Source organism: Actinoplanes sp. NPDC049668 (genome assembly GCF_044465445.1).
In the GTDB taxonomy this organism is placed as follows: Bacteria; Actinomycetota; Actinomycetes; order Mycobacteriales; family Micromonosporaceae; genus Actinoplanes.
Genome location: NZ_JBITLR010000001.1, coordinates 1471135 through 1494758, shown reverse-complemented (window position 1 = coordinate 1494758; position 23624 = coordinate 1471135). Strand labels below are relative to the sequence as shown.

Below are 23624 nucleotides of genomic sequence, written 5' to 3'. Positions count from 1 at the left end.
AACCTCGGTTGAAGTTTTAGCGTCGTGCCTGTCATGCCGTTCGACCGAGGAGGATCCTTTGTCCGTCAAGCCGCTCCGGGTGGCCGTCATCGTCGCAAGCACCCGGGAGGGGCGGTTCGGGCCGACCGTCGCCGCCTGGTTCGCCGGTGTGGCGCGTGGCCGCGCCGGCCTGGACATCGAGATCGTCGACCTGGCCGACGAGGACACCGTCACCAAGCAGCTCGGGGTCGCCGACGCCTTCGTCGTCGTCACCCCGGAGTACAACCACAGCTACCCCGCGCCGCTCAAGGCCGTCATCGACGCGCACCGCGACGAGTGGCTGGTCAAGCCGGTCGGCTTCGTCTCGTACGGCGGGCTGTCCGGTGGGCTGCGCGCGGTCGAGCACCTGCGTCCCGTCTTCGCCGAGCTGCACGCGGTCACGGTCCGCGAGACCGTCAGCTTCCACGGCGGGCGGCAGTGCTTCGGCGCCGACGGCCTGCCCGTCGACGCCTCCGCGTGCGTGCCCGCCGCGCTCCGGCTGCTCGACCAGCTGGCCTGGTGGGCGCAGACCCTGCGCGAGGCCCGCGCGACCCGTCCCTACGCCACGGCCTGAGCTACAGGCGGGCGGTGTTCACGGATTCCCCGAGGAGCACCGCCCCCACCGTCTCCAGCACGTCGGTGTTGACCATCGCGTGCTGCGTCGCGACGTGCACGTCCCGGAAGTGGCGTTGCAGCGGGCCTGCGGCGTACACGGCGCTGCCGCCCGCCGCCTCATAGACCAGGTCGACGGCGCGGACCGCGTTCCGGGTCGCCGTGCGCACGGCCAGGCGCAGCCGGGCCCGGCGGTCCGGGTCCGTCCCGGTCGCCGCGACCTCCGATTTCAGGTACGCGAGCCCGGACGCGCGCAGGGACTCGGCCTCGGCGACGGCGGCGCGTACGGACGGCTTGGCCGCGATCGTCTCGCCGGTGAGCGGGTTGCGTTTGCCGCGGGCCAGCTCCGCGAAGTCGGCGATCGCGGCGCGGGCGATGCCCAGTGACACCGCCCCGATGCCGAGCGCCAGCAGGCCGAGCGGCGGGAATCCGTACAGCGGGCCGGGCTGTACCGGCGGCGCGGCCAGCGAGAAGAGCCGCGCGTCCGGCACGAACACGTCGGTGGCCTCGATGTCGTGGCTGCCGGTGCCGCACAGCCCGGCGACGTCCCAGGTGTCGTGGATCGTCAGGTCGCCGGGTGCCATGATCGCCAGCCGTACCCGCGGCGGCTGGGTGCCGTCGGCGACCAGCACGCCGCCGACCAGCCAGGTCGCCTGTCGGCAGGCGCTCGCGAACGGCCAGCGGCCGGTGATCCGGTGGCCGCCGTCCACCGGCACGGCGCGGCCCATCGGCGCGGCCACCCCGGCGATCAGGAACCTCGGGTCCGCGAGCAGCTCGGCGGCGGTTTCCCGGGGCAGATAGCCCAGGGCGATCCCGGTGGCGGCGCCGATCATCGCGCACCAGCCGACGGAACCGTCGGCCCGGCCCAGCTCCTCGCAGACCTCGACCAGGTACGCCGGTTCCGCCTCGGCGCCACCGGCGGCGCGCGGCGCGCTGAGCCGGAAGACGCCCAGCGCGGCGAGCCGGTCGATCAGGTGCCCCGGCACCTCGCGATCCTGCTCGATCCGGGGGGCGAGGGCGCGGATCTCGGGGGTGAGGCGGCGAAGCTCGTCGATGAGGGGGCGCTCTTCAACATGGCCTGCGCGGCAGGTCCCGGCGGTGGTCAACGGCTCGGATACCTCTGGCCCGAGGCCAGGCTGAGAATTGCTCATCGGCAGCGGCATGACGCCGAGTATCTCGCGTGACCGCGTCCGGGAATCTTGCCATCATGGACGATCATGAGTACAAGATTGCGGGCCATCGCCCGGGAAACCGTCGCGGCGGCCGAGTCGGGCCGGTATCGCGGCCCCGACGGCGAGCAGGTGCGCGTCGACGTCGGCCCCGCGGTTGCCGGGACCCGTCTCTACCTGCCCGAGGACGAGCTGCCCGGCGTGCGGGAGTCCGGGGGGACCGCGGCACGGATCGAGGTCACCGGCGAGTCCACTCTGGTGGCCGCGCGGAGAATCGGCGGCGACGTCGCCGCGTTGGTCTTCGCCTCGGCGCGCAACCCGGGCGGCGGCTTCCTCAACGGTGCGCAGGCGCAGGAGGAGAGCCTCGCCCGCAGCTCGGGGCTGTACCCGTGCCTGCGCGCGGCCGGCGACTTCTACGCACATCACCGGGCGCAGACCGAACTCACCTACACCGATCGGGTCATCTACTCGCCCGGCGTACCCGTGTTCCGCGACGACAAGGGCGGGTGGCTCACGCAGGCGTACCCGGTCACGTTTCTGACCTCGGCCGCCCCGAACCTGGCGGCGATCCGGCGCGGCCAGCCCCACCTGGCCGCGGAGGTTCCGGCGATCCTGCGCCGCCGAGCGGCGCGGGTGCTGGCGGTCGCCGCCGCGCACGGGCACCGCCGGCTCGTCCTCGGCGCGTGGGGTTGCGGGGTGTTCGGCAACGACCCGGCGGTCGTGGCGGGGGCTTTCGCGGCGGCGTTGGAGCGACAGCCGATGGACGAGGTCGTGTTCGCGGTCCTCGGCCCGAACCGGGCCGCCTTCGAGGCCGTCTTCGCCAGCGCGGCGCGCTGAGACCAGGCGCGGCGCGCTGAGGGCAGGCGCGCTAACGCCCGGCGCGTGCACCCAGCAGGAACGAGCGTTCCGCCTCGTTGGCGGTCAACCCGGCGGCCAGCTCGTACGCCGCCTGAGCCTCCTGCTCGCGGCCCAGCCGCCGCAGCAGATCCGCGCGGACCGCGTGGAACAGGTAGTACCGCCGCAGGTCGAGGCGCTCCACCACCGCGAGCGCGACCCGCGGACCGACCACCTCGGCCATCGCCACCGCCCGGTTCAACGCCACCACGGGCGTCGGCGCGACCTGCAACAGCTGGTCGTACAGCTGCAGGATCGACGCCCAGTCGGTGGTCGTCACGTCCCGCGCGGCGCTGTGCACCGCGTTGATCGCCGCCTGCAGCTGATACGGGCCGGGCCGGCCGTGCCGCACGCAGCCGCGCACCAGCTCATGCCCCTCCGCGATCATCGCCGGATCCCAGCGCGAGCGGTCCTGATCCCGCAGCCGGATCATCGCGCCGTCCACATTGGTCCGGGTCGCCCGGCGCGCGCCGATGAGCAGCAGCAACGCGAGCAGGCCCCGTACCTCCGGATCGTCGGGCAGCAGCGTCCTGAGCATTCGGGCCAGCCGTGTCGCCTCCGCGCACAGGTCGTCGCGGACCAGCGCCGCGCCCGAGCTCGCCGCGTACCCCTCGTTGAAGATCAGGTAGATCACCGCGAGGACCGACCGCAGCCGATCCGGCAGCTCGGTACGCGGAGGGATCCGGTACGGGATCCCGGCGTCGCGGATCTTGCCCTTCGCGCGGACGATGCGCTGCGCCATTGTCGGCTCCGGCACCAGGAACGCGCGGGCGATCTCCGGCGTGGTGAGCCCGCCGAGCAGCCGCAGCGTGAGCGCGACCCGGGCCGCCTCGCCGAGCGCGGGATGACAGCAGGTGAAGATCAGCCGCAGCCGATCGACCTCCTCCTCCACCGGTTCCACCGAAAACAGCATGGCGGCCTCCGCCTCCTTCGGTCCGCGGGCCGACTCGCGGCGCATCCGGTCGATCGCCCGATTCCGGGCGGTCGTGATGATCCAGCCGGCTGGGCTCGGCGGCACGCCGTCGGCGGGCCACCTCTCGCTCGCCACGCCGAACGCCTCCTGCACGGCGTCCTCGGCCAGGTCGAGGTCGCCGAGGACGCGGGTCAGCACCGCGACCGCGCGGCCGTACTCGGCCCGGAACACGTCGCTCAGCGTTGTAATGGCCGAACCTCGATCGGCAGGGTCGTCGCCGCCGCGAGGCGCCTCGCCCAGCTCAGCGCGGCGTCGAGATCGGGTGCCGTGATCACCGTGAAGCCGCCGAGGTGCTCCTTGCCCTCGATGAAAGGCCCGTCGGTCAGCAGCACCTCGCCCTCGGCGTGCCGGACCACGGTGGCGGTGCTCGGCGGGCACAGCCCGGCGGAAAACACGAACGCGCCGGTGTCAACGAGTTCCTGGTTCAGGGCTGCAAGATCACGCATGATCGGGTCGAGTCGTTCCGGCGGTGGTGGCGGACCGTCGGGTTGAAAGATGCTGAGTAGGTACGTCTTCAAGGTGACTCCCTTTTCGAGGAATGCTCACTTGTCATACGAACGGGTTGCGCTCAGATCTACATCGCCCGGAGCAATTTTTCCTGTTCCGTGCAACGGCCCAGCGAATGTGTGTTGGCATGATCGACGGAATTACCATAATTGCCTGGGTTTCCATTGTCGCCGCTCAACGGGTGACAACCGGTACGGTGGCACCGTTGGCCGTACCGAATTGGGATCGCGTGAGTGCCCCGGGCCGAACTCGGAGGCTTCGCTGTCCCGTCCGACTACCCGCCGCGTCCTCGCCGCCAGTGCTCTTGCGCTCGCGGTCGGCTCGCCGGTACTCGCAAACGTCGAGTTCACGGTCAAGATCGCCCATGCCCCGCTCACCGTGCCGACGGCCGCACAGCAAGAGCGCCTGGACCAGCGCGCGATGCAGCGGGTCTCCCGCTCGGTGGCGTACCGCTCGGCGAACCGGCCGATGACCTTCGCGCCGCGCTCGGCGCAGCGCTCCGCAACCTGGGAGACGGGGAAGGTCCGGGCGGTGCCGCGGAAGACACAGCTGCGTAGGGCGGCCGCACACCGCCGGGAGGCCACAAACCGCCGGGACGCACCGCGGCGCTCGGACGCGGCGGTCGCCGACCGGACCCGGTCGGCGAAGACGCGGTCCACCGTCAAACGCCACCGCAAGAGCGCCCGGTCCTTCGGCTCCGGCCGGGGCCGGGTGCGGATGACGTCCGTCATCGAGTACGCCCGCGCGCAGCTCGGCAAGAACTACCGGCGCGGCGGAGACGGTCCGAATTCGTTCGACTGCTCCGGATTCACCAAGCGCGCGTATGCCCGTGCCGGCCTGTGGCTGCCGCATTCATCGGGCGGTCAGGCGGCCCGCGCCCGTGCCATTTCCCGGAGCGACGCGCGTCCGGGCGACCTCGTCGTCGGCCCGGGCCACGTGGGGATCTACATGGGCGGCGGAATGATGATCGACGCCGGCAACCCGCGTACCGGCGTCGTTTATCGGCGGCTTTACGGCGGCCTGCACATCGAGCGCTTCTGAAATCTGGTTCGCGCGCGGTGGCTGCCGGCACGAGAATCGACGGCATGATCACCGAGTACTGGCCGCTGTTCGGGCTCACGCTGCGCACTCCGCGACTCGAACTGCGCGTACCGGGCCTGGAGGACCTGGCGCGACTCGCCGCGGCCGCCGCCGCGGGGGTGCACGAGCCGGACCGGCAGCCGTTCGCCGTGCCGTGGACCGACGGGACCCCGGCGGAGCGGGCGCGCAACACGCTGCAGTGGCAGTGGAGCATGTGGGGCCGGTGGACGCCGCAGGACTGGTCGCTGAACTTCGTGACCGTCGCCGACGGGCAGGTGATCGGCACCCAGGCGATCGACGCCAAGGACTTCGCCGGCCTGCGCGAGGTCGGCTCGGGTTCGTGGCTCGGCCGGGAGTACCAGGGCAAGGGGTACGGCACCGAGATGCGGGCCGCCGTGCTCGACCTGGCCTTCACCGGGCTCGGCGCCGAGTGGGCCACCTCGGAGGCGTTCGCGGACAACGTCGCCTCGTACCGCGTGTCGCGGCGGCTCGGCTACACCGACGACGGGACCGCCCGGCATCTGGTCCGCGGCGAGCCGGTCGTCGGGCGCCGGCTGCGGCTGGACCGGGCGGGCTGGGCCGCCGCCCGCACGGTCGACGTCCGGATCGAGGGCCTCGAACCCTGCCTGCCGTTGTTCGGCCTCTGACACGCCTACGCACGCAGCAGTCGGCACCCGTCCCGATGGGCGGGTGCCGACTTGCTGGACGCCTCACGGCGACCGATCGCGACCGAGCGCGGGGATCTCCTGCCCTTCGTACCCGGTCGGATGTCTGACATAACCATTCCCCAGGCGGGGCTGGAGTATGCGGACCGTCTGTGCGTTTCTGAATTTCTGGCATCGGGAGGGGCAACCGGGGCGAAAGATGTGTGACACGTCACCCCGTTACGCTCGGAGCTCTGGGGAAGAGAAGGTGTAGGCGCCGTCCGGCGCCGGATGATCTGGAAGGACGACCAAGCATGAGCCTGGAGCGAGCCGAAGCGCCGGATCCCTACGACATCCTGCCGCCGGTCCCGGCCTTCACGCTGACGAGCGCGGACCTGACCGACGGCCGCCCGCTCGACGAGCTGTACGCGCACACCAGCGTCGGCGGCAAGAATCTCTCACCGCAGCTGTCCTGGTCCGGCTTCCCGGCCGAGACCCGCGGCTTCGTGGTCACCTGCTTCGACCCGGACGCGCCGACGGGCAGCGGCTTCTGGCACTGGGTCGCGGTCAACCTGCCGGCCTCGGTGACCGAGCTCGCCCGCGGCGCCGACCCGTTGCCCGGCGGCGCGTTCACCGTCCGCAACGACTACGGCGACACCGGCTACGGCGGCGCGGCCCCGCCGCCCGGCGACCGCCCGCACCGCTACGTCTTCGCCGTGCACGCGCTCGACGTCGACCGCCTCGAGGTCGGCGCGGACGCCACGCCCGCCTACGTCGGCTTCAACCTGGCGTTCCACACCCTGGCCCGGGCCACCCTGCGCCCGACCTACCAGGTGCGGGCCTGACCGCTGCACGACGAAGCCCGCCGGATCTCGGATCCGGCGGGCTTTCGTCAGTTGGCCAGGATCAGCCGGGCACCTTCGCGACAACGAAGACCGACTGCCCGAACGGCGGCTTCACGATGCTCTCGGCGGCCTTGGTGACCGGCAGCACGAGGGTGTCGTAGACCTTGACCATCGGGCCCTCCTTCGGGGCCAGCTTGAAGATGCTCGTCGCGCCGTAGTAGCCGATGAGGCCCAGCGCGTTCGCGTAGTGCAGCTTCTCGATGGTCAGGCCCGCCTCGGTCATGGCGGCCCGCATCGTCTTCTTGGTGTAGCGGCGGATGTGCCCGGTCGCGATGTCGACCTGGCTCATCGCGAACATGAAGGCCGGCACGATCAGGATGATCCGGCCGCCGGGGCGGACGAGCTCGGCCATGCTGCGCAGGGCGCCCACGTGGTCCTCGATGTGCTCGAGGACGTTGTAGGAGACGGCCGCGCTGTACTCGCCGTCCGCGTCGGGCGACGGCAGCAGCATCTGCCGCACGTCGATGTTGGGGTGGTCGGCGAGGCGCTCCTTGAGCAGCACCAGCCGGTCGGGGTCCGCCTCGGTCGCGGTGAAGCGGGGCACCCGCTCCGCCCACTCGAGCGCATAGTCGCCCAGACCACTCCCGACCTCGATCGGGTTGTCGCCCAGGTACGGGAGCGCGAGCTCCACGAACCAACGACGGTGGTTCACGGCCGTGGCGAGGCCTTCGAGCACTTCGGACTGGATCCGCTGGTCTCCAGTGATGTCTGCCATAAGTAAGGTTCCCTCGTCTTGCCGATCCGAGCTGACAGCGGGACCGGAAGAGTTAACCATCCACCGCGCGCAACCGAAAGTTGAGCAGGGGGTGGCCGCTCATTATTAGCCTGATTGAGACATTGGCCCTGTGGGTACCCACGGGCGATACCCATCATGCACGGGTGCTGCCATCGACCGCTAATACAGGGCTAGATATCGGCTCGATCACGCCTGCCCCACCCGTCACAACACTGTTACCAACCTCGGTTAGGCTCGCCGATGCTATGACGATTACGGGTATTGACTCGACGGGCCAGTCGGCCGGCGGGAACGTTCTGCCGCCCAACCACGAGGCCGACGCAGACGACCTGGACGCTGAGCTGCTCGCCCTGGAAACACAGGTCGCCACCGCGCCCATCTCGGTCATACCCGCAGTTGGCGCCGCTGCGGAGAGTGAGCCTGAGGCTGCACCGCGCCCCCGTTGGTGGCGCTCTCTCACCAGGCGAGACGTTCTCGCTATAGCGAGCTTCATTGCGGTAGCGATCTACATCACCTTCCCGTTGTGGCTCAATGTTGATCATGAGTTGCGTGATGATCCGCAAGATCAGGCATTCTTTGAGTGGATGTTGGCGCACGGTGCCCGAGTGCTCACGGATGGCGTTTATCCGTTCTTCTCGGATCGCATGAATTACCCCGATGGGGTGAACATGATGGCCAACACCTCGGTGCTGGCCGTTTCGCTGCCGATGACGCCGATCACTGCGCTGTTCGGGCCGCATGTGGCGTTCAACGCGTTTCTTACTCTCGCGTTGGCGGTTACCGGCGTCTCGTGGTATTTAGTGCTGTCGCGCCAGTTCGTCAGCTCCCGGCTCGCCGCCTGGGTCGCCGCGCTGTTCGCCACGTTCGCGCCGAGCATGATCTCGCACGCCGGCGGCCACCCGAACATCGTCTCCCAGTTCCTGGTGCCCCTGATCATCTGGCGCACGCTCGCCCTGCGTACGCGGGGCCGTGCCGTCCGTAACGGGCTGATCCTCGCGGGCCTGCTGATCTGGCAGGCGTTCATCAACCTCGAGATCCTCTTCATGACCGCGGTCGGCCTCGGCATCTTCTGCGCGGTCATGGCGATCTCCCGGCGCCGGGACCGGCCCGCCGAGATCGCCACGTTCCTGCGCGGCCTCGGCGTCACGGCCGCCGTCACCCTGGCGGCGCTGGCCTACCCCCTCTGCGTGCAGTTCTTCGGGCCGCAGAGTTACCACGGGTTGCCGGAGTTCGTTCGTTACTTCGGCGCCGACCTCGGCTCCTTCACCGCGTACGCCCAGCGCTCGGTGGCCGGGAACCCGATCACCGCGGGCCGCCTCGCCCAGAACGCCGCCGAGGAGAACGCGTTCTTCGGGTGGGGTCTCGTCATCCTGTTCTTCGGCCTGGTCGCCTGGATGCGCCGCAACGTCGCCGTGGTGACGGTGGCCGGCATCGCGCTGCTCTTCGGCGCTATGTCGCTCGGCCCGCGCATCCGGCTCAACGGCGTCGACACCGGCGTTCCCGGCCTCTGGTCGCTGCTGCACAGCGTCCCGGTGCTGAACTCGGCGGTGCCCACCCGCTGGGCGCTGGCGATCGCGCCGCTGGTCGCGATCATCCTGGCGCTCGGCTGCCAGCGGGCGTCGGACCTGATGAAGTCCCAACCCGCCGCCCGCGGCCCGGTGCGGGTCGCGATGATCACGGCGGTCGCGATGGCGCTCGTGCCGCTCGCGCCGACCCCGGTGCGCGCCACCCCGATGGACCCGGTACCCGACTTCGTGACCTCGGGCGCCTGGCGGCAGTACGTGGACGACGACCACACGCTGGTCGCCCTGCCGCTGCCCGACAGCTCGTACCCGGACCCGCTGCGCTGGAGCGCGTACACGGGCCAGGACATGCGGATCGCGAGCGCGTACGCGCTGCTGCCCAACCAGAACCCGCTGGACCCGACCGACCGCTCGGCGCTGTTCGCGCCGCCGTGGCGGCCGACGAGCGGCCTGATGGCCTCGATCAAGCAGGGCAACCCGATCCCGGAGATCACCGAGACCCGGCGCGAGATGACCCTGGCCGACCTGCGCTACTGGAAGGCCGGCGTGGTCGTGCTCACCCCGCAGGTCCGGGACATCGAGATGCTGCGCACGATGACCGACCTGCTGGGCTTCCAGCCGACCTGGACGGGCGGCGCCTGGATCTGGGACGTCCGCAACCTCGTGGACGCGCAGAAGGCCGCGCAGTAGATAGGTAGGAAGGCCGGCGTCAGGCGGGCTTGATGCAGCAGCCCGTGCACACCTTGGGCTGCGGCAGGGTGAAGGCCAGGCAGCAGGTCTTGCGCTGCACGGCCAGGCGGCCGGTCCGGTCCGGCACCAACTCGATCAGGTCGTCGACGCCGAGGGCGCCGAGCAGCGTGGCGATGGTCTCCGCCGAGGAGCCGGGCAGCGCGTCCGCCGAGCGCAGCACCGCGTGGGCCACCCCGGAGGCGAGCGAGCCCAGCAGCGTCCGCTTGCCCAGCCGCACCTTGGCGTGGATCGCGTCCAGCAGCGGCGTCAGGTGCTCGTCCAGCAGCGACCGGCGCAGCTCCTCGAGCAGCGCGGCCTCGTCGGCGACGACCCGCACCTGCCGGAGGCCGCCGAGCGCCAGCGGATCGGACGGCAGCACCGCCACCGTGACGTTCCCGCGCAGGCCGAGCGTGACCAGCGGTCGCGGGTCGGCGAAGTGCAGGAGCACGTCCTCGCCGGTCAGCAGCGGGACCCGGCGCGCCGAGGCCCAGCCGAGCACGGCCGGCAGGGCCAGCCAGTAGGTGTACGACTTCCACGCGAGCGCGGCCGCGGCGTGCGGCTGCGCCTGCCAGCGCCCCCGCGACCGGTCCAGCAGGGTCGCCAGGCCGGCGCCGCGGAGGTGTGCGGCGGGCAGCCAGCCGGCCGGGTCGTCGACCAGCAGGTCCGGCGCGAGCCCGGGAAGCTCCGTGCTGGTGCCGAACATGGCGCGCAGCGTCGCGGTCACCGGCGCGAGCGCCCGGTCGATGTCGGTGGGGTGACCCGCGAGGGCGCGATCCAGGGCGGTGGTCACCGGCGGTCGTCGTCCCGGCCGGGGCTGAGCGGCTGCTGTTGCCGGATCACCACTGCACCTCGCCACGCGTCGTCGGGTCCTCGGGACGGTCCACCGTACCTTGTTAAGGCTAACCTAACCACGCGAGCAAAATGCCGGTTTACCCGCCCCCGGGCAGGTGCTTTTCGGGTAAATACCCCCTGCGACGGTGACCTGACCGAGCGTTGCGACGTTGCCGGTTTCGTCAAGGTATCTGTCGGCAACGCGCTACTAACCCCTTACGAACACCTCAAGACTGGACACTGAAATTCCTGTCGCAAAGGGGACATCCGTGATGACCACCTCGCCTGTCGAGAGGGCTGCCGACCACTTCGTGTCGGCACTCGCGCAGTGGCGGGTCGAGCGCGGGATGACGAAGAAGCAGCTCGCGGCGCGCATGGGCTTCGATCCGTCGTACGTCAGTCACGTCGAGGGACGACGGCACAAGCCGACCGAGGACTTCGCGAGGCGCGCGGAGGCGGTCCTCGCCGCCGGCGGGGCGATCTGGCAACGCTTCCAGGAGTACGACGAACTGCGGCACGCCCGCGGCCCCGTGCTGCACCGGGACCCACCCGTGCCCGCGCAGTGGATGCCGCCTGGCACCGGCCTGATCGTCGAGCAGGAGATCGCCGAGCTCACGTACACCAACCACGCGTACCGGTGTGTGATCCGGCGCGCGCTGTACAACGCCGGAGTCGAGCCGGTGACCCGATACCTCGTCAAGATCGCGGTCGACCGGTACCCGAACGACCCGGCCGGCTCCAACCGGCACCACCGGCAGCACCCGCTCAGCTTCGAGGAGATGGACCTGCGCGCGGTCGCCGGCGACGGCGACACGCCCGAGCGGATGCAGTGGCGGCTCAAGCTGGACCGCGACGCGGCCAAGGAGGTCTGGCTGCTCTTCCAGAACGAACACGGCCAGTTCCCCCTCTACCCCGGCGAGCGGACCGCCATCGAGTACGCGTACAGCGTCGGCGAGGAGAAGTGGGGCCAGTGGTTCCAGCGGGCCGTCCGCCTGCCCACCCGCAACCTCACCGTGCGCCTCGACTTCCCGGCCGAGTTCGAGCCGCAGGTCTGGGGCGTCGAGACCTCGCTGGCCGCCGAGACCCCGGTCCGCACGCCGCCGGAACGCCACTACGACGACCAGCGCGCGGTCTTCGAATGGTCCACCGACGCGCCACTGCTCAACGCCCGCTACCGCCTCGAATGGCGGTTCCGCGGAGAAGCCGCACCGACCACCCCGGACGAAGGAGTCCCCAAGCCCGAACTCAACGGTCACGAGCTGAGAGCGAGCCAGCGGATGCGTGGAATAGGCATCGTGCAGCGCGGTGCGGACCTGCTCCGCCAGCGCGCCCGGCACTTCCAGCTGCCCCGGGAGGAGGCCGCCTCCCGCGAGGCGGTCGCCGGCCTGCGGGCGATCCTCGAACGGCTCGAGGGCCTGCACGACTTCAGCAAGGGCGTCGGGCTGGCCGCGCCGCAGATCGGCCTGGCGGTTGCCGCCGCCGTGGTACGCCCGCCCGAGCGCGGCCCGGAGCCGGTCGTGCTGCTGAACCCGCGGGTCGTCGACGAGTCGAGCGAGACCGACGAGCAGTACGAGGGCTGCCTCTCCTTCTTCGACTACCGCGGCCTGGTCGTCCGGCCGCTGCGGGTCGACGTCGAGCACGCCCGGTACGACGGGACCCGGGTGATCACCTCCTTCGAGCGCGCGATGGCCCGCCTGGTCAGTCACGAGATCGACCACCTCGAGGGCCGCCTGTACGTGGACCGGATGGCGGCGGGCGCCCACCTCGTGCCGGTCGAGGAGTACCGCCAGTCCGGCCAGCCCTGGAGCTATTAGCTAGTCGGAGAAGCTGTCGTACTTGATCCGGACGGACGGGACCTGCAGCTCCGACAGGGTCTTCAGGGTCGCCTTGACCATCGAGCCGGAGCCCGAGACGAAGAAGTCGTGCTCGTTCCACGGCCCGTAGCGCGCCACGACCTCGGAGATGTTGCCCTGCTCGCCGGGGAAGGTCGGGTCGTCGCTGCACGCGGTCACCACGGACAGCCAGGGGTAGCGGGCGGCCAGCCGGTTGAGCTCGGCCAGGTCGTAGAGGTCCTCGCGGGTCCGCGCGCCGAAGAAGACGTGCACCCAGCGGGTCCGGTTGTACCGGGTCAGCTCCTCGAGCAGGGACTTGATCGGGGCGAGGCCGGTGCCGCCGGCCACGAAGACCGCGTCCCGGGTCGAGCGGCGGTCCAGGTTCATCGAGCCCATCGGCGCGGCCAGCCGGATCATGTCGCCGACCTCGAGGCGGCGGACCAGGGCGCTGGACACCCAGCCGGCGCCGACCGCGCGGACGTGGAACTCGATCGTGTTGTCGCGGCGCGGCGCGTTCGCCGGCGAGTACGTCCGCCAGAGCCGCGGCTGGAACCGCGGGCACTCGATGCTCAGGTACTGGCCCGCGCGGTACTCGAGCGGATGCATCGGCATGACCGTGAAGACCGCGATGTCCTTGGCCCGCCGCTCGTGGGACATCACCTCCGCATACCAGTACGGCGGGTTGGTGTCCGCCTCCGCGCCGGAGAGCATCTTGGCGGCGATCACCGCGTACGCGTCCGCCCACGCCTGGTCGTACTCGACGCCCCACTGCTCGCCCGCGAAATGCCGCATCGCCTCGATCAAAGCCCCTCCGACAACCTCGTAGTGCTCCGGTTCCACGTGGAACTTGCGGTGGTCGCGGCCGAGCCCGCGAAGGTAGTCGTCGAACTTCTCCGGATCCTCCAGGGTCTGCACGGCGGTGACGATCGCGTTGAGCAACCGGGATCGCTGCACGTCCATGTGGACCGGGAAGAGGTCCCGCAGATCCGGGTGCGACAGGAAGATTCGCGCGTAGAAATAGCCGGCGACCTTGTCTTGATACTCCTCGACGAGGCTCCAGCTCTCCTTGAGCAAACGCGCGAGGTCTCCCATGTCCATCAGACTGGGCAGATCAGACGGTTACGCATCGCACGGAAAGTGCGATCCATGCCGCAGAATTGGCACTGCGCGGCGCGTCGCTTGCCCCGATAGGTCCGAATGTGCCTACTCGGTATCACTCGAAGGGCTGACGATCCTAGAGTGGTCGACGTGACGGCAGCCCTCGATCGCACCCCGGCAACCCGCTACCAGCTCCGCTGGGAGATAGCGATCGTGCTGCTGCTGTCGCTCGGTCATTCGGCCGTCTATGCGGTCGTGTCACTGGTGGCGAAGCTGACCGCGGGCCCGCCGCTCTCCCAGCAGGCGGCGGTGCTGAACCAGTCCCGGTCGCCGCGGATCTACCTCGACCTGACGTACCAGCTGCTGGGGATCTTCTTCGCGCTCGTACCGGTGCTGCTGGTTCTCTATCTCCTCAGCCGCGACCGCCTGGACCCGGCCCGCACGCTCGGCATCGACCTCCGCCGGCCCGCCGGCGACGCCGGCTGGGGCGTCGCGCTCGCGGCGGCCATCGGGCTGCCCGGCCTGCTTCTGGTGTACGCGGCGGCGCAGCTCGGGCTGAACGCGCAGATCGTGCCGGCCGCGCTGCAGCCGGTCTGGTGGGCGGTCCCGGTGCTGATCCTCGCCGCGATGCAGAACGCGATCCTCGAAGAGGTGATCGTGGTCGGCTACCTGGTGACCCGGCTACGCGAGCTGGGCTGGCGGCTCGGCTACATCGTCGCCGCCAGCTCGGTCCTCCGCGGCTCCTACCACCTGTACCAGGGCTTCGGCGCCTTCGTCGGCAACGCGGTGATGGGCGTGGTGTTCTCCCTCTTCTTCCTGCGCAAGGGGAGGGTCATGCCGCTGATCGTGGCGCACACCCTGCTCGACGTCGTCGCCTTCGTCGGCTACACGCTGCTGCCGGACCGCTGGCTCACCTGGCTCTGACCCCGGTAATAGAAGGTGGCCCGCGCGGCCATCATCGCGGCCGCGCCCCGGCTGCCCAGGACGGCGGCGAGCACGGCGGCGCCGGGGAAGTAGCGGTTGACTACCCGGATCGCGGCCCACCCGCCGGCCTTCACGGCGAGCCTGCCGCCCAGCCGCCGGTTCGCCTCGGTCAGCCCGGCGCTCTCGGGGCCGTGGCCCTGCGCGACGGCGAGCGCGGCCGCCGCCTCCTGCCGGCCGGGATACACCCGGGCGAGCACGAGAAGCTCGGCGGCGCGTTCGGGGTCGGTCGGATCGAGGCCGTACGCCGCGGCGACGTGCAACGCCAGCTCGGCCTGCGTGAACGCGCCCGCGCCCAGCAGGGCGACCGGGGCGTACGAGCCGGCCGCCGCCGCGACGAGGCTGCTCACGCCGCCGAAGCGGGTGACCTGCTCGACCGCCAGCCGGGCGAGCCCGTCCGCGGTGGCGGTCGGGTAGGCGTCGCGGGTGCGGCGGGCCCACCGCTGAGCGCGGGGGCCGATGGTCTGGGTGGCGGCGAGCGCGAGCAGCTCGGGCGAGTGGCCGGGGTCGGCGATGAGGGCCGCCCAGGCCTCGGTGCGGGGAACGGACGTGCTGTCCGTCGCCGGTGTGGTGCGACGCGGAAGGGTCGGGGCATCGGGGGCGGGCGTGGCCGCCGCCGTCTCCTCGTCGGGAACGGTGGTCATGTCCGGTGCAACGACGGCCGGTGCCACCTCCGCGGCCGCCGCCTTGACCGTCGCCGCCACCTTCGCAGCGGCCGTCTTGGCCGGCGTGGCCACCTTCGCGGCGGCCGACTTGGCCGGCGCGGCCACCTTCGCGGGCTGGGCCTTCGCCGGCTGAGCCTTCTGCGCCTTTACCGGCTGAGCTTTCGCGGGCTGTGCCTTGGCCGGCTGAGCCTTCGCCGGAGGTGCCTTCTTGGGAGCCTGCTCCGGCTCGTCCACCGGTGGCGTGGGCGCGGACACCTCGACCCTCGGCGGCGATGACTTGGCCGCGGGCTGTGCCTTGGCCGCCTTCTTGGCAGGCGGCTGCGGCGCCGCCGTCTCGGCGGTCGCCGGGTCCGGCTTGGCCGGCGTGGGTCGGCGCGTCGCCGACTTGGCGGGCAGCTTCGCGCCTGCGGGCGTACCGGAAGGCTTCTTGGTCTCCGACGGTGGCCGGAAGGTCACCGCCGGGGGTGCCTTCGCCGGCTTGCTCTGAGGAGTCGGCTGTTCAGGCGTGCTGAACGCGGGGTTCGGCGTCCGCTGGCGGCGCTGCGGCTGCTCATTCTCCTCCATGCCGTGGCAGCCTAGCCTGGAGTCGGCCGTTTCACCTGCTGGAAGCGGGTACGGTCGGTCGATTCCTTCGAATTTCGAGGCGCGGCGCGGCCGAGTGGCAACCTCTTTGCCGGGCGCCAGGGCAGTCCGGTATCCTCAACCGGCGGTGGCTTGCACGCCACCGGGGAGACTTCGCCTAGTCCGGTCTATGGCGCCGCACTGCTAATGCGGTTGGGGTTTTATAGCCCCTCCCGGGTTCGAATCCCGGAGTCTCCGCTTTGTCGCACGAACTCGGCCGTGACCCGCGGAAGCGCGGATCGCGGCCGTTTCTGCTTCCCGATCCGATCGCGGGCGTTCCGACTCCCGGTCCGATCGCGGGTCAGTTGATCCGTCCAGTCCCGCTCGCTGGGTGGCGACGGTGTCCGCGCGGCCATAGCCACTACTCGCAGGTTTTGGTCAACTACTGAAGGTGATCTTTCCGCATCCTTTGCGGACCGTCTCGCAGTGATTTGCGCGGATCCGATCTGGAGCCTTGTGCGTGGCCGCACGGCACGTGGGTTCGTCCGTCATCGACGCGAGGTTGACGCTCCATGGACGACGGCTCCGGGTGCCTCATTTTCTGGCCGAAAGGACGAGTCGTTACCGTCCCATCGGGACTCTTAGGCGAGCGCCCCTCACGTACGATGATCGTCGATCAGCGCACGCCAACCACGGGGGGTTTCCACATGTCCGTGTTCCACCGCAAGGCGCTTGCCGGTATCGGCGTCACCGCCGCGGCCGTCGCCTCCACCGCCCTGTTCGCCATGCCCGCGCAGGCGGCGTCGGCGGGCCTGGCGAAGGTGGTCGGGTCGTCCACTGTGCAGTTCAACGCCCTGAAGGGTAAGAGCAACGGCCTGACCATCACCATCTCCGGCCGCACGGTCACCCTGAACGACAAGGTCGCCATCAAGGCCGGCAAGGGCTGCAAGGCGGTCAAGGGCGACAAGACCAAGGTCAAGTGCACGACGAAGAAGAAGGTGACCAAGCTCAGCGTCGCGCTCGGCGACAAGAACGACTGGGTCACCAACAAGACCTCCGTGTACCTGCTCACCGACGGCGGCTCGGGCAACGACACCCTGACCGGCGGCTCCGGCAAGGACCAGCTGCAGGGCGGTTCCGGCAACGACAAGCTGTACGGCAAGGCCGGCAACGACACGATCTTCGGCGAGTCCGGCAACGACACCATCTACGGCTACACCGGTAACGACCGCGTCGACGCGGGCTCGGGCGCCGACAAGCTCTACGGCGACGCCGGCAACGACCTGCTCCTCGGTGGCACCGGCGCCGACCGGATCGCCGGCGGCGCTGGAGTCGACGACATCTGGGGCGGCTCCGACGTCGACACCATCTACGGCGACGCGGGCAAGGACGAGATCTCCGGCGAAGCCGGCAACGACGTCATCCGTGGCGGCGCGGACGACGACTCGATCTGGGGCGACGCGGGCAACGACGCGCTCTACGGCGACGCGGGCAACGACCAGGTGGCCGGCGGCACCGGCGACGACCGGATCTTCGGCGGCGCCGGCAACGACCTCTCGGTCGGTGAGGTCGGCAACGACACCTTCTCGGGCGAGGCCGGCAACGACGTCTTCCTCGGCGACGCCGGCAACGACCGGATGAACGGCGGACTCGACGACGACATCCTCTTCGGCCTGGACGGCGACGACGCCCTCTTCGGTAACGAGGCCGACGACATCCTCATCGGCGAGGACGTCCTCGACGACGGCACGCCGATCGGCAGCGACACGGCGCTCGACACCCTCGATGGCGGCACCGAGATCCTCGGCGACACCTGCATCGTGATGGCGGCGGGCAGCCCGGTCAACTGCGAGTTCAGCAACCTCGCCGCCGCCGGCGCCCGCTCGGTGTCCTCGGCGTCGGCCGCCGCCACGGTCAAGGACGCGGTCGAGGCCAAGATCCGGGCGACCACCGCCCTGTCGGCCCGGTAACAACGCGCTACTGAACGTCCCGACAGCGGGGGCGTACCAGCGGGAGCATTCAGCCCGCGGTACGCCCCCGCTGTTCCGTTCACGCGGGTCGCCGCCGCGGTCTCGGCGAGCGGGCTCCAGGGCGGCGACTGCGGCCGGAGAAGCGCGTTCCGCGTGCGCTGAGGCGGGCAGACGTGGCGTCGCCCACCGGCGCGAGGGTTCGCCTCGGCGGCATGCTAGAGTCGTCGCCTAGATGGTTCAGCGCGCCAAAACGCCTGGACCAGCGGAAACGTAACCGCGACCCCCTGGACGCATCCTCACGCGCCAGCACGGAGAGTAGTTATGTGAGCGCCCGTAGCTCAATGGATAGAGCATCTGACTACGGATCAGAAGGTTAGGGGTTCGAGTCCCTTCGGGCGCACAGACAAGAAACGGCCTCCCACCGCAGGTGGGAGGCCGTTTTTGTATCGAGTTACGCAGGTCGCCGGAACGGGATGATCTTGGCTAGGCCATCGTCCGTTGCAAGATCCGTTGCAAAACTCGCCACGGCTTGATCGACCTTCTTCTCTTTGGCCTGCTTCTTGGCCTTCTTCGCCTTGCTCTTCTTCTTCTTGGCAGGCTTCTCGGGCTCGCCCCACAACAGCGCACCGACCCGCTTCGATGCCTCCTCGCGGAGCTCGTCAATGACGTGCTGGTAACGGCGTAGCATCCGCCGGTCCGACCAGCCCATGACGGCCATCACGGTCTGCTCGTCGATGCCTTGCAAGAGCAGCATGGTGGCGGCGGTGTGCCGTCCGTCGTGCACGCGTGCATCGCGGACGCCGGCCTCTTTCAGGAGCGCTTTCCAGTCCTCCCAGTCGGCGCGTGCGTCGATGGGGCGCCCGTTGGGCTGGCACCAAACCAGGCCGAAGTCTTCCCATAGCTCACCAGCGGCCTCGCGCTCCTGGTCCTGCTGGCGCTTGTGCCGGGCAGCGCGTTCGGTCATCTGGGGGGCCAGCGCAACGCGGCGGTTGCCGGCGTCGCTCTTGGTGTCGGTGAACACGATGCCGCCGCCCCGCTTCTTCGGGCACAGTCGGGCGTGGTCGGTGCATTCAGGCTTGCAGACCTTGGCGCACGAATCCGGGTCGCGGTGGGTGGCGCAGCCCGGCCGCGGACGGCGCTGCGGGCACCGGTCGACGCGTTGCTTCGTGCAGTCGGCCGGCTCCTTGCCGCAGCCGTGTTGCCACCGCGGAGGGCACGGTGTCGTACGGCAGTGCGGGCGAGCACATGCCACCAGGTCGGTACAGCCGTGTTCCCATTTGCGGCGTTCAGCCTTGCGACGCACGACGAGCCAACCCGTGAGGTCGAGACCCATGGGCTTGTCCCGTGTCGACTTCACCGGACGCATCCACGGCAGGCCGAGCGCTTCACCTTGGCGCAGCCCCAGCGGCAGCCCGATCGACCAGCGCGTCCCATTGCGGCGGTGCTCGCATACCCGAAGAATTTCCTTGACTTCCTCAACGAATAGCGGCGTGACTTCTTGCTCGACAAGCTTGGGTCGCCAGGTCATGAAATCCATGGGATTGCGCTTGATGTCCTTGCGTCGTACGGCATCGTTGAGTGCTGCGCGCAGCACCCGAAACACCGAATGCACGCTCGCCGAGGCAAGGCCGTCGTCGGTGTCATCGTCTGCATCCCGGGCGATGGAGCGAAGAAAGTCTTCGATGGTCTCTGCCGCGAGCAGGTCGAGGCGCCACCACCCGAGGCCAGGGATAAGCCACTTGTTTACCGCCCAGCCGTACGAACCTTCCTTCGTGTTGTACCGCCACTCGGCAGCGGGGTTGGCCAGCCAGTCCGTCAGAAACTCCGATAGCAGCGGAACGCGTCCTGGCTTGGTCACCTCACCGGCAACCATGCCCTTTTGCAGCTCACGCACTTTCGCCCGAACGGCGTCTTCCGTTTTTCCTTGTCGGTGGCGTCGATCGACCTTCCCATTAGGAAGCGTCCCGACGGGCACGTATGCGTGATAATCGCCGTCGGCGCCGAGGAAAATCTCTACCATTGAATCAAGTTCAGGGATGGTCTTGCGTGGTCGTCCCACCGGTCACTCCAAAGTGGACAAAGAGGGATTGCGCGTTACGTCGCTGCGCTTGAAAATGCGGCGGCCGTGAGGCCGCGAGGGGTTAACCCCGGGTGCTGCGTCGCCGGGTGAGATCGGCGCCGCGTGGTTCGTGGGGTTCGGGCATGGTGACTGCCGTGCGCCACAGGTTCATGGCAGCTTCGAGCGTGTGCCGTAACGCGGCCCGCGCGGCATCGGGTACCGATGCGTCGGCGAGTACCCGGTTGATCTCGACCACCATCGGGTCGTACTCGGATTCGTTGGGTGCGAGGTCTAGCTCTGCGGGGGTGACGAGGCCGAGCGCGATGGCGGCGCGGCGAGGATTGATGCCGAGCACCTGGCACACCTTGCGTACGTATCTCAGGTCTGGGCGTACTCCGTCGCCGGCCTCCCACCGCAGGTAGGTGGATCGGCTGACACCTGAGCGCTGGATCACATCTTCCTGAAGAAATCCGGCGTCTTTGCGCGCAGTACGGAGCAGCTCGGCGAAGGCAGCGCCTTCGGGGGTCACGTCGTCGCGCATGGCGACACCATAGCCGCTGGTCACAGGGTCCGCGTGTCTCACCCGTGAAACCTTCGCGCGCTCGGTCAAGGGGGTCTCCTCGGTCTCGGTATTGGGTGCAGCGTGTAGCAGGAGTCTCATACGTGAGACAGTAGCGGCTGATCCACGCTAGCAACAGCGGCGAAGCTCACTTGATGTTGCACCTAAGAGACTTTACGGTGGGCGACATGGGCCTGACGCGAGCGGTACTCAGGAGTGTTGGATACGAGACGTCCCACGTTGTCCTCAATGAAGATCTTTTCCGTTCCCGGACGCGGGCGCTCGGCGCTCGCACCGATCAGGAGCGCTGCGCCGTCGCCGGCATCTCGCGGGCGAGCCTCTACCGGTGGCGCACCGGCACCGTCACCCCTTCGCTCGATGCGTTGCGCAGCGTGGCGCGACGCCTCGACGTCGAGCTCAGCCAGCTCGTTCGTGAGGTGCCTGATGAGCGTCCGTGAGTTGCCGGAGTTGATGCTGACGGTGGCGGAGACCGCAGCTCAACTGAAGCTCAGCCCGAGCTACACGAAGAAGCTGATCGCCGCCGGTGAACTGCCCAGCGTGAAAGTCGGTCGCTGTCGCCGCGTGCGGCTGACGGACCTCAGCGCGTACGTCGACGGGCTGACCCGCGACATCGCCCCGAACCGCGCGGGGGCCGCGCCCGGCCCTGTGGAGACGGCATGAGCGTCGACGCCGCCACCGCGGCTTCGCCTGTTCGATGCGAGCGATCCTCGGTGCTTACGACACGTTCCAGCGGCCGGCCCGCCGGGCGCCTGGCACCCGCTTGCCCGCCCAACCCTGTGCGGGCGACCCCCGATGCCTCGCCGCCGGCATCCGTACCGAGGTCAAGCCGCGAGCGCGTGTTTTCGGCTGTCGTCGCCCATCACGACCGCCACGGCTACCCGCCAACCGTGCGCGAGCTCGCCGCGGCTACCGACCTGGCGGTGTCCACGGTGGCCTACCACGTCGACGGCCTGGTCGCCGCCGGCCGACTCGTCCGCCGCCCTGGCCTGGTCCGCACGCTCGTTCCGGCGCCTGTCGTCGCGGGGGCGACATGAGCGACCTACTCGTTGTCGTCGCCGTGCTCCTCACGCTCAGCCTGGTCGGCGCCGCGATCTCTCTAGCGGAAGCCAACGACCGAATCAACCACCTACTCGCCAGCGTCGACCCCTCCCACCCCGCCGCGGCAACGACGCCCGGCGCACCTCCCGACGGCCTCAACGACAGGAGCGCCCATGTCCCACACCACCGACCAAACGGGCACCGACCAGACCTCGCGGGGACTGGCCGCGGTACTGGCCAGCATCATCGGCCCTGACGCCGCACCCCACGCCGCTATCGAGTTCGCGGTGACCGAGGCAGCGCAAGGACACGTCGACTGCGCCCGAGTGGCGCTGCGCGGTGTGCCTTCCGAGCACCTGCGCGCAGCGATCACCGGCACTGCCGTGGTGTCGCAGCTCGCCGCCGTCCTCCTGCTCGAACGCGCACTGCCGCCGGCTGACCGTTCCCGCGCGCGGCCGTAGTGATCGCCGCCGGTCGTCGGGCCTGTCCTCGACGACCGGCGGCGGTGCCGCAGCTTCACCTATCTCCGGACGGGGGAACGCACCATGATCACGGCTGACCGGCTGGCTGCCTACGGTCACCGACTCGTCAGCGCTATCCGACAGGGCAACCCCGACATCGTGCTCGACGGCCTCGCGCGCCTCGACCGCGCCGAGCTGGAGCACCTCGTCATGCTGCTGGCCGCCAGCGTGCCCGACACCGACCGGCCCGGCCTCGACGACCTGGTCCGAGAGCGATTCGCACCGCGGCGCGGGGGCCTCGGATGAGGCGCCGTCGTGTCCGTACGGCTTGCGAACACGCGCCGCCGGTCATGTATCGCGGCGAGGTGTTCATGGACTGGTCTAACCACCGGTCGGCGGCCCGCCCGGGACCGTGCCGGGCGTGCGGACGGCCCACGACGTTGCACGACTGCGCCGGGGCGCTGTGCCATAAGGTCTGCGCCGAGCGGGAAGCTACCCGCGAGTTCGCCGCGTCCGGCGCCGGCCGCCGCGCCCGCGTCCGCCGTGGTCACCTGTCGTTGGTCGGTGGTGGCTGATGCCGTGGGCGAAGTTCAGCGACACCGCCGCGCACCACCCGGCCGTGCTCGCCGCGACCGCCTTCGAGAACTGGCACCCGCCGGCATGGACGCAGGCTGACGTGGTCAACCTGCTGCTCGGCATCTTCACCCGCTGCGCCGTGCAGTCCGCCGGCTACCTCACCGACTACGTCATCACCGCCGGCGTGCTCGCCAGCACCGCCGGCGACAACTGGCGGCACTGGGCGACGCTCATGGAGCGCGCCGGCTACCTGACCCCGGTCGACCTCGACGAGGGCGGCCCGGCCTGGCGCCTGGTCGACGACCCCACCAACCTCGTGCACATCAGGCTCAAGGACGAACTCGAGTGGGAGCGGCAGCGCAAGCGCGACAACTCCAACCCGAACCTGACCATTGCGGTGCGGCTGCGTGACGGCGACGCCTGCCGCTACTGCGGCGTCATCGTGGTCTGGGGCGACCAGCGCGGCGGCCGCGGCGGCACCTACGACCACCGCATCGCAGGGCAGGCCGCGACCAGCCCCGACGACCTGCGCGTCGCCTGCCACGCCTGCAACGCCCGCCGATCGAACAAGGCCGACGCGGACGATTGGTGTCCGCCCCGGCCGGCACCCGCAACGCCGTTCTACGGCCTGAAAACGGCCACCATGCTGCGCGAGCACGGGCACCGCGTCCGCCGCTCCCGCACCCCGCGACCCGGCACCCCGCCGGACACCGCGACCAGCACCACCAGCACGACCCGGCGACCCCGCACCCCGCGGGACACCGCCACCGACACACCCACCGGCGACCCGGCCGCCAGCCGGACCCCGCGCCGCACCACCGGCACCGCCCCGGCACCCAGCCCGAGCGGCCCGGACGCGACTCCGCACCCGGCGGGACCACGCGGCACCGACACCACCAGCACCACCGCGAGCACGAAAGCGCCGTCCGGCGCACGCGACCCCGCACCCAGCGGGACACCGCCCGACCAGCCACAACATCAAGATCAACGGCGATTGGCCAATCCGGCGAATCGGCGGTCTCCGGAACCTGGATCACCGGGACGGGTAGGGACGGGACGGGAGCCCACCTCCTCACACCCCTCTACGGACATCCGCCCCCGCTCACCCAGGGCCCGCCGAGGACGCCGCCGCCAACAACCCACCTGACCTTCCCGCGCGCACACCCCTTGCAAGGAGGAACC

Annotated in this window: 24 protein-coding genes and 2 tRNA genes; 17 read left to right on the top strand and 9 right to left on the bottom strand. The window is 70.2% G+C overall.

From position 1 onward, the window contains the following. Positions 1–58: 58 nt before the first annotated feature. On the top strand, positions 59–592 hold the full coding sequence (locus ACIBSW_RS07030; protein ID WP_354718671.1) for an NAD(P)H-dependent oxidoreductase: 534 nt from the start codon (positions 59–61) through the stop codon (positions 590–592). Position 593: 1 nt separating this feature from the next. Here ACIBSW_RS07030 and ACIBSW_RS07025 read toward each other — a convergent pair whose 3' ends face one another. Continuing rightward, positions 594–1736, bottom strand: a complete 1143-nt coding sequence (locus tag ACIBSW_RS07025) for an acyl-CoA dehydrogenase family protein (RefSeq protein ID WP_354718669.1) — start codon at positions 1734–1736, stop codon at positions 594–596. 111 nt (positions 1737–1847) lie between these two features. Between ACIBSW_RS07025 and ACIBSW_RS07020 the strand changes: the two genes are divergently transcribed. Then, a complete protein-coding gene (locus ACIBSW_RS07020) occupies positions 1848–2636 on the top strand; it encodes a TIGR02452 family protein (RefSeq protein ID WP_354718667.1) in 789 nt (262 codons plus the stop codon). Positions 2637–2667: 31 nt separating this feature from the next. Here the strand turns inward: ACIBSW_RS07020 and ACIBSW_RS07015 are convergent, their stop codons facing one another. Together ACIBSW_RS07015 and ACIBSW_RS07010 are read right to left on the bottom strand one after the other, a co-directional pair. Further along, positions 2668–3855: a sigma-70 family RNA polymerase sigma factor gene (locus ACIBSW_RS07015; RefSeq protein WP_354718706.1), complete on the bottom strand. Its 1188-nt coding sequence runs from the start codon at positions 3853–3855 to the stop codon at positions 2668–2670. Next, positions 3843–4112: a YciI family protein gene (locus ACIBSW_RS07010; protein WP_354718665.1), complete on the bottom strand. Its 270-nt coding sequence runs from the start codon at positions 4110–4112 to the stop codon at positions 3843–3845. Before ACIBSW_RS07010 ends, ACIBSW_RS07015 begins: the two co-directional genes overlap by 13 nt. 280 nt (positions 4113–4392) lie before the next feature. On the opposite strand from ACIBSW_RS07010, the gene ACIBSW_RS07005 reads away from it, so the two are divergent. The 3 genes from ACIBSW_RS07005 to ACIBSW_RS06995 all read left to right on the top strand — a co-directional run bounded on the left by ACIBSW_RS07005 (position 4393) and on the right by ACIBSW_RS06995 (position 6742). Continuing rightward, positions 4393–5214 carry an NlpC/P60 family protein gene (locus ACIBSW_RS07005; protein WP_354718663.1) on the top strand — a complete coding sequence of 274 codons (822 nt, stop codon included), beginning with the start codon at positions 4393–4395 and terminating at the stop codon, positions 5212–5214. A 44-nt stretch (positions 5215–5258) separates the two neighbouring features. Further along, entirely contained in the window at positions 5259–5900 is a 642-nt protein-coding gene (locus ACIBSW_RS07000) for a GNAT family protein (protein WP_354718662.1), read from the top strand. Positions 5901–6211: 311 nt separating this feature from the next. Continuing rightward, positions 6212–6742 (top strand): YbhB/YbcL family Raf kinase inhibitor-like protein, encoded by a 531-nt coding sequence (locus ACIBSW_RS06995; protein WP_354718660.1) that lies wholly within the window; start codon positions 6212–6214, stop codon positions 6740–6742. A gap of 61 nt (positions 6743–6803) precedes the next feature. Here ACIBSW_RS06995 and ACIBSW_RS06990 read toward each other — a convergent pair whose 3' ends face one another. Then, positions 6804–7517: a class I SAM-dependent methyltransferase gene (locus tag ACIBSW_RS06990; RefSeq protein WP_354718658.1), complete on the bottom strand. Its 714-nt coding sequence runs from the start codon at positions 7515–7517 to the stop codon at positions 6804–6806. A gap of 266 nt (positions 7518–7783) precedes the next feature. Between ACIBSW_RS06990 and ACIBSW_RS06985 the strand changes: the two genes are divergently transcribed. Beyond that, a complete protein-coding gene (locus ACIBSW_RS06985; protein WP_404799237.1) occupies positions 7784–9751 on the top strand; it encodes a hypothetical protein in 1968 nt (655 codons plus the stop codon). Positions 9752–9770: 19 nt separating this feature from the next. Here the strand turns inward: ACIBSW_RS06985 and ACIBSW_RS06980 are convergent, their stop codons facing one another. After that, positions 9771–10493 (bottom strand): IucA/IucC family C-terminal-domain containing protein, encoded by a 723-nt coding sequence (locus ACIBSW_RS06980; protein ID WP_354718704.1) that lies wholly within the window; start codon positions 10491–10493, stop codon positions 9771–9773. 400 nt (positions 10494–10893) lie between these two features. Here ACIBSW_RS06980 and ACIBSW_RS06975 point away from each other — a divergent pair, with 400 nt between their 5' ends. After that, positions 10894–12435 carry a peptide deformylase gene (locus ACIBSW_RS06975; protein WP_354718654.1) on the top strand — a complete coding sequence of 514 codons (1542 nt, stop codon included), beginning with the start codon at positions 10894–10896 and terminating at the stop codon, positions 12433–12435. Here the strand turns inward: ACIBSW_RS06975 and ACIBSW_RS06970 are convergent, their stop codons facing one another. Next, complete coding sequence (locus ACIBSW_RS06970; protein ID WP_354718652.1) at positions 12436–13545, bottom strand: globin domain-containing protein; 1110 nt, start codon at positions 13543–13545, stop codon at positions 12436–12438. Positions 13546–13701: 156 nt separating this feature from the next. On the opposite strand from ACIBSW_RS06970, the gene ACIBSW_RS06965 reads away from it, so the two are divergent. Beyond that, on the top strand, positions 13702–14475 hold the full coding sequence (locus tag ACIBSW_RS06965) for a type II CAAX endopeptidase family protein (protein WP_354718651.1): 774 nt from the start codon (positions 13702–13704) through the stop codon (positions 14473–14475). Here the strand turns inward: ACIBSW_RS06965 and ACIBSW_RS06960 are convergent. After that, positions 14436–15761, bottom strand: coding sequence for a hypothetical protein (locus ACIBSW_RS06960; RefSeq protein ID WP_354718650.1), 1326 nt, complete (start codon positions 15759–15761; stop codon positions 14436–14438). The genes ACIBSW_RS06965 and ACIBSW_RS06960 overlap by 40 nt on opposite strands. 164 nt (positions 15762–15925) lie before the next feature. Here ACIBSW_RS06960 and ACIBSW_RS06955 point away from each other — a divergent pair. The 3 genes from ACIBSW_RS06955 to ACIBSW_RS06945 all read left to right on the top strand — a co-directional run bounded on the left by ACIBSW_RS06955 (position 15926) and on the right by ACIBSW_RS06945 (position 18128). Further along, positions 15926–16016, top strand: a tRNA-Ser gene (locus ACIBSW_RS06955). Positions 16017–16465: 449 nt separating this feature from the next. After that, positions 16466–17728, top strand: coding sequence for a calcium-binding protein (locus ACIBSW_RS06950; protein ID WP_354718648.1), 1263 nt, complete (start codon positions 16466–16468; stop codon positions 17726–17728). A 327-nt stretch (positions 17729–18055) separates the two neighbouring features. Next, a tRNA-Arg gene (locus ACIBSW_RS06945) sits at positions 18056–18128 on the top strand. Between the two features lie 51 nt (positions 18129–18179). Here ACIBSW_RS06945 and ACIBSW_RS06940 read toward each other — a convergent pair. Together ACIBSW_RS06940 and ACIBSW_RS06935 are read right to left on the bottom strand one after the other, a co-directional pair. Beyond that, positions 18180–19787: a tyrosine-type recombinase/integrase gene (locus ACIBSW_RS06940; RefSeq protein WP_354718647.1), complete on the bottom strand. Its 1608-nt coding sequence runs from the start codon at positions 19785–19787 to the stop codon at positions 18180–18182. Positions 19788–19869: 82 nt separating this feature from the next. After that, positions 19870–20328, bottom strand: coding sequence for a helix-turn-helix transcriptional regulator (locus tag ACIBSW_RS06935; protein ID WP_354718646.1), 459 nt, complete (start codon positions 20326–20328; stop codon positions 19870–19872). Positions 20329–20534: 206 nt separating this feature from the next. Between ACIBSW_RS06935 and ACIBSW_RS06930 the strand changes: the two genes are divergently transcribed. From ACIBSW_RS06930 to ACIBSW_RS06905, 6 genes are all read left to right on the top strand, one after another. Continuing rightward, positions 20535–20804 (top strand): helix-turn-helix transcriptional regulator, encoded by a 270-nt coding sequence (locus tag ACIBSW_RS06930; protein WP_354718644.1) that lies wholly within the window; start codon positions 20535–20537, stop codon positions 20802–20804. Then, positions 20791–21027: a helix-turn-helix domain-containing protein gene (locus tag ACIBSW_RS06925; RefSeq protein WP_354718642.1), complete on the top strand. Its 237-nt coding sequence runs from the start codon at positions 20791–20793 to the stop codon at positions 21025–21027. Before ACIBSW_RS06930 ends, ACIBSW_RS06925 begins: the two co-directional genes overlap by 14 nt. Further along, entirely contained in the window at positions 21024–21401 is a 378-nt protein-coding gene (locus tag ACIBSW_RS06920; protein ID WP_354718640.1) for a hypothetical protein, read from the top strand. Before ACIBSW_RS06925 ends, ACIBSW_RS06920 begins: the two co-directional genes overlap by 4 nt. A 177-nt stretch (positions 21402–21578) precedes the next feature. Next, positions 21579–21866 (top strand): hypothetical protein, encoded by a 288-nt coding sequence (locus tag ACIBSW_RS06915; RefSeq protein ID WP_354718639.1) that lies wholly within the window; start codon positions 21579–21581, stop codon positions 21864–21866. Between the two features lie 84 nt (positions 21867–21950). Beyond that, the gene (locus ACIBSW_RS06910; RefSeq protein ID WP_354718637.1) at positions 21951–22172 is read left to right on the top strand and encodes a hypothetical protein; all 222 of its coding nucleotides are present in this window, start codon (positions 21951–21953) and stop codon (positions 22170–22172) included. 268 nt (positions 22173–22440) lie between these two features. Beyond that, entirely contained in the window at positions 22441–23589 is a 1149-nt protein-coding gene (locus ACIBSW_RS06905) for a hypothetical protein (protein WP_354718636.1), read from the top strand. The last annotated feature ends 35 nt before the right edge of the window (positions 23590–23624 follow it).

Bases quoted from the DNA above. Each gene is read 5' to 3' on its own strand.
- ACIBSW_RS07020 (WP_354718667.1), top strand. From the start codon at position 1,848: ATGAGTACAAGATTGCGGGCCATCGCCCGGGAAACCGTCGCGGCGGCC.
- ACIBSW_RS06990 (WP_354718658.1), bottom strand. From the start codon at position 7,517: ATGGCAGACATCACTGGAGACCAGCGGATCCAGTCCGAAGTGCTCGAA.
- ACIBSW_RS06950 (WP_354718648.1), top strand. From the start codon at position 16,466: ATGTCCGTGTTCCACCGCAAGGCGCTTGCCGGTATCGGCGTCACCGCC.
- ACIBSW_RS06925 (WP_354718642.1), top strand. From the start codon at position 20,791: ATGAGCGTCCGTGAGTTGCCGGAGTTGATGCTGACGGTGGCGGAGACC.
- ACIBSW_RS06935 (WP_354718646.1), bottom strand. From the start codon at position 20,328: ATGCGCGACGACGTGACCCCCGAAGGCGCTGCCTTCGCCGAGCTGCTC.
- ACIBSW_RS06910 (WP_354718637.1), top strand. From the start codon at position 21,951: ATGATCACGGCTGACCGGCTGGCTGCCTACGGTCACCGACTCGTCAGC.
- ACIBSW_RS06960 (WP_354718650.1), bottom strand. From the start codon at position 15,761: ATGGAGGAGAATGAGCAGCCGCAGCGCCGCCAGCGGACGCCGAACCCC.
- ACIBSW_RS06970 (WP_354718652.1), bottom strand. From the start codon at position 13,545: ATGGGAGACCTCGCGCGTTTGCTCAAGGAGAGCTGGAGCCTCGTCGAG.
- ACIBSW_RS06980 (WP_354718704.1), bottom strand. From the start codon at position 10,493: ATGTTCGGCACCAGCACGGAGCTTCCCGGGCTCGCGCCGGACCTGCTG.
- ACIBSW_RS06995 (WP_354718660.1), top strand. From the start codon at position 6,212: ATGAGCCTGGAGCGAGCCGAAGCGCCGGATCCCTACGACATCCTGCCG.
- ACIBSW_RS06915 (WP_354718639.1), top strand. From the start codon at position 21,579: ATGTCCCACACCACCGACCAAACGGGCACCGACCAGACCTCGCGGGGA.
- ACIBSW_RS06975 (WP_354718654.1), top strand. From the start codon at position 10,894: ATGACCACCTCGCCTGTCGAGAGGGCTGCCGACCACTTCGTGTCGGCA.
- ACIBSW_RS06905 (WP_354718636.1), top strand. From the start codon at position 22,441: ATGCCGTGGGCGAAGTTCAGCGACACCGCCGCGCACCACCCGGCCGTG.
- ACIBSW_RS06920 (WP_354718640.1), top strand. From the start codon at position 21,024: ATGAGCGTCGACGCCGCCACCGCGGCTTCGCCTGTTCGATGCGAGCGA.
- ACIBSW_RS07010 (WP_354718665.1), bottom strand. From the start codon at position 4,112: ATGCGTGATCTTGCAGCCCTGAACCAGGAACTCGTTGACACCGGCGCG.
- ACIBSW_RS06985 (WP_404799237.1), top strand. From the start codon at position 7,784: ATGACGATTACGGGTATTGACTCGACGGGCCAGTCGGCCGGCGGGAAC.
- ACIBSW_RS06930 (WP_354718644.1), top strand. From the start codon at position 20,535: ATGGGCCTGACGCGAGCGGTACTCAGGAGTGTTGGATACGAGACGTCC.
- ACIBSW_RS07000 (WP_354718662.1), top strand. From the start codon at position 5,259: ATGATCACCGAGTACTGGCCGCTGTTCGGGCTCACGCTGCGCACTCCG.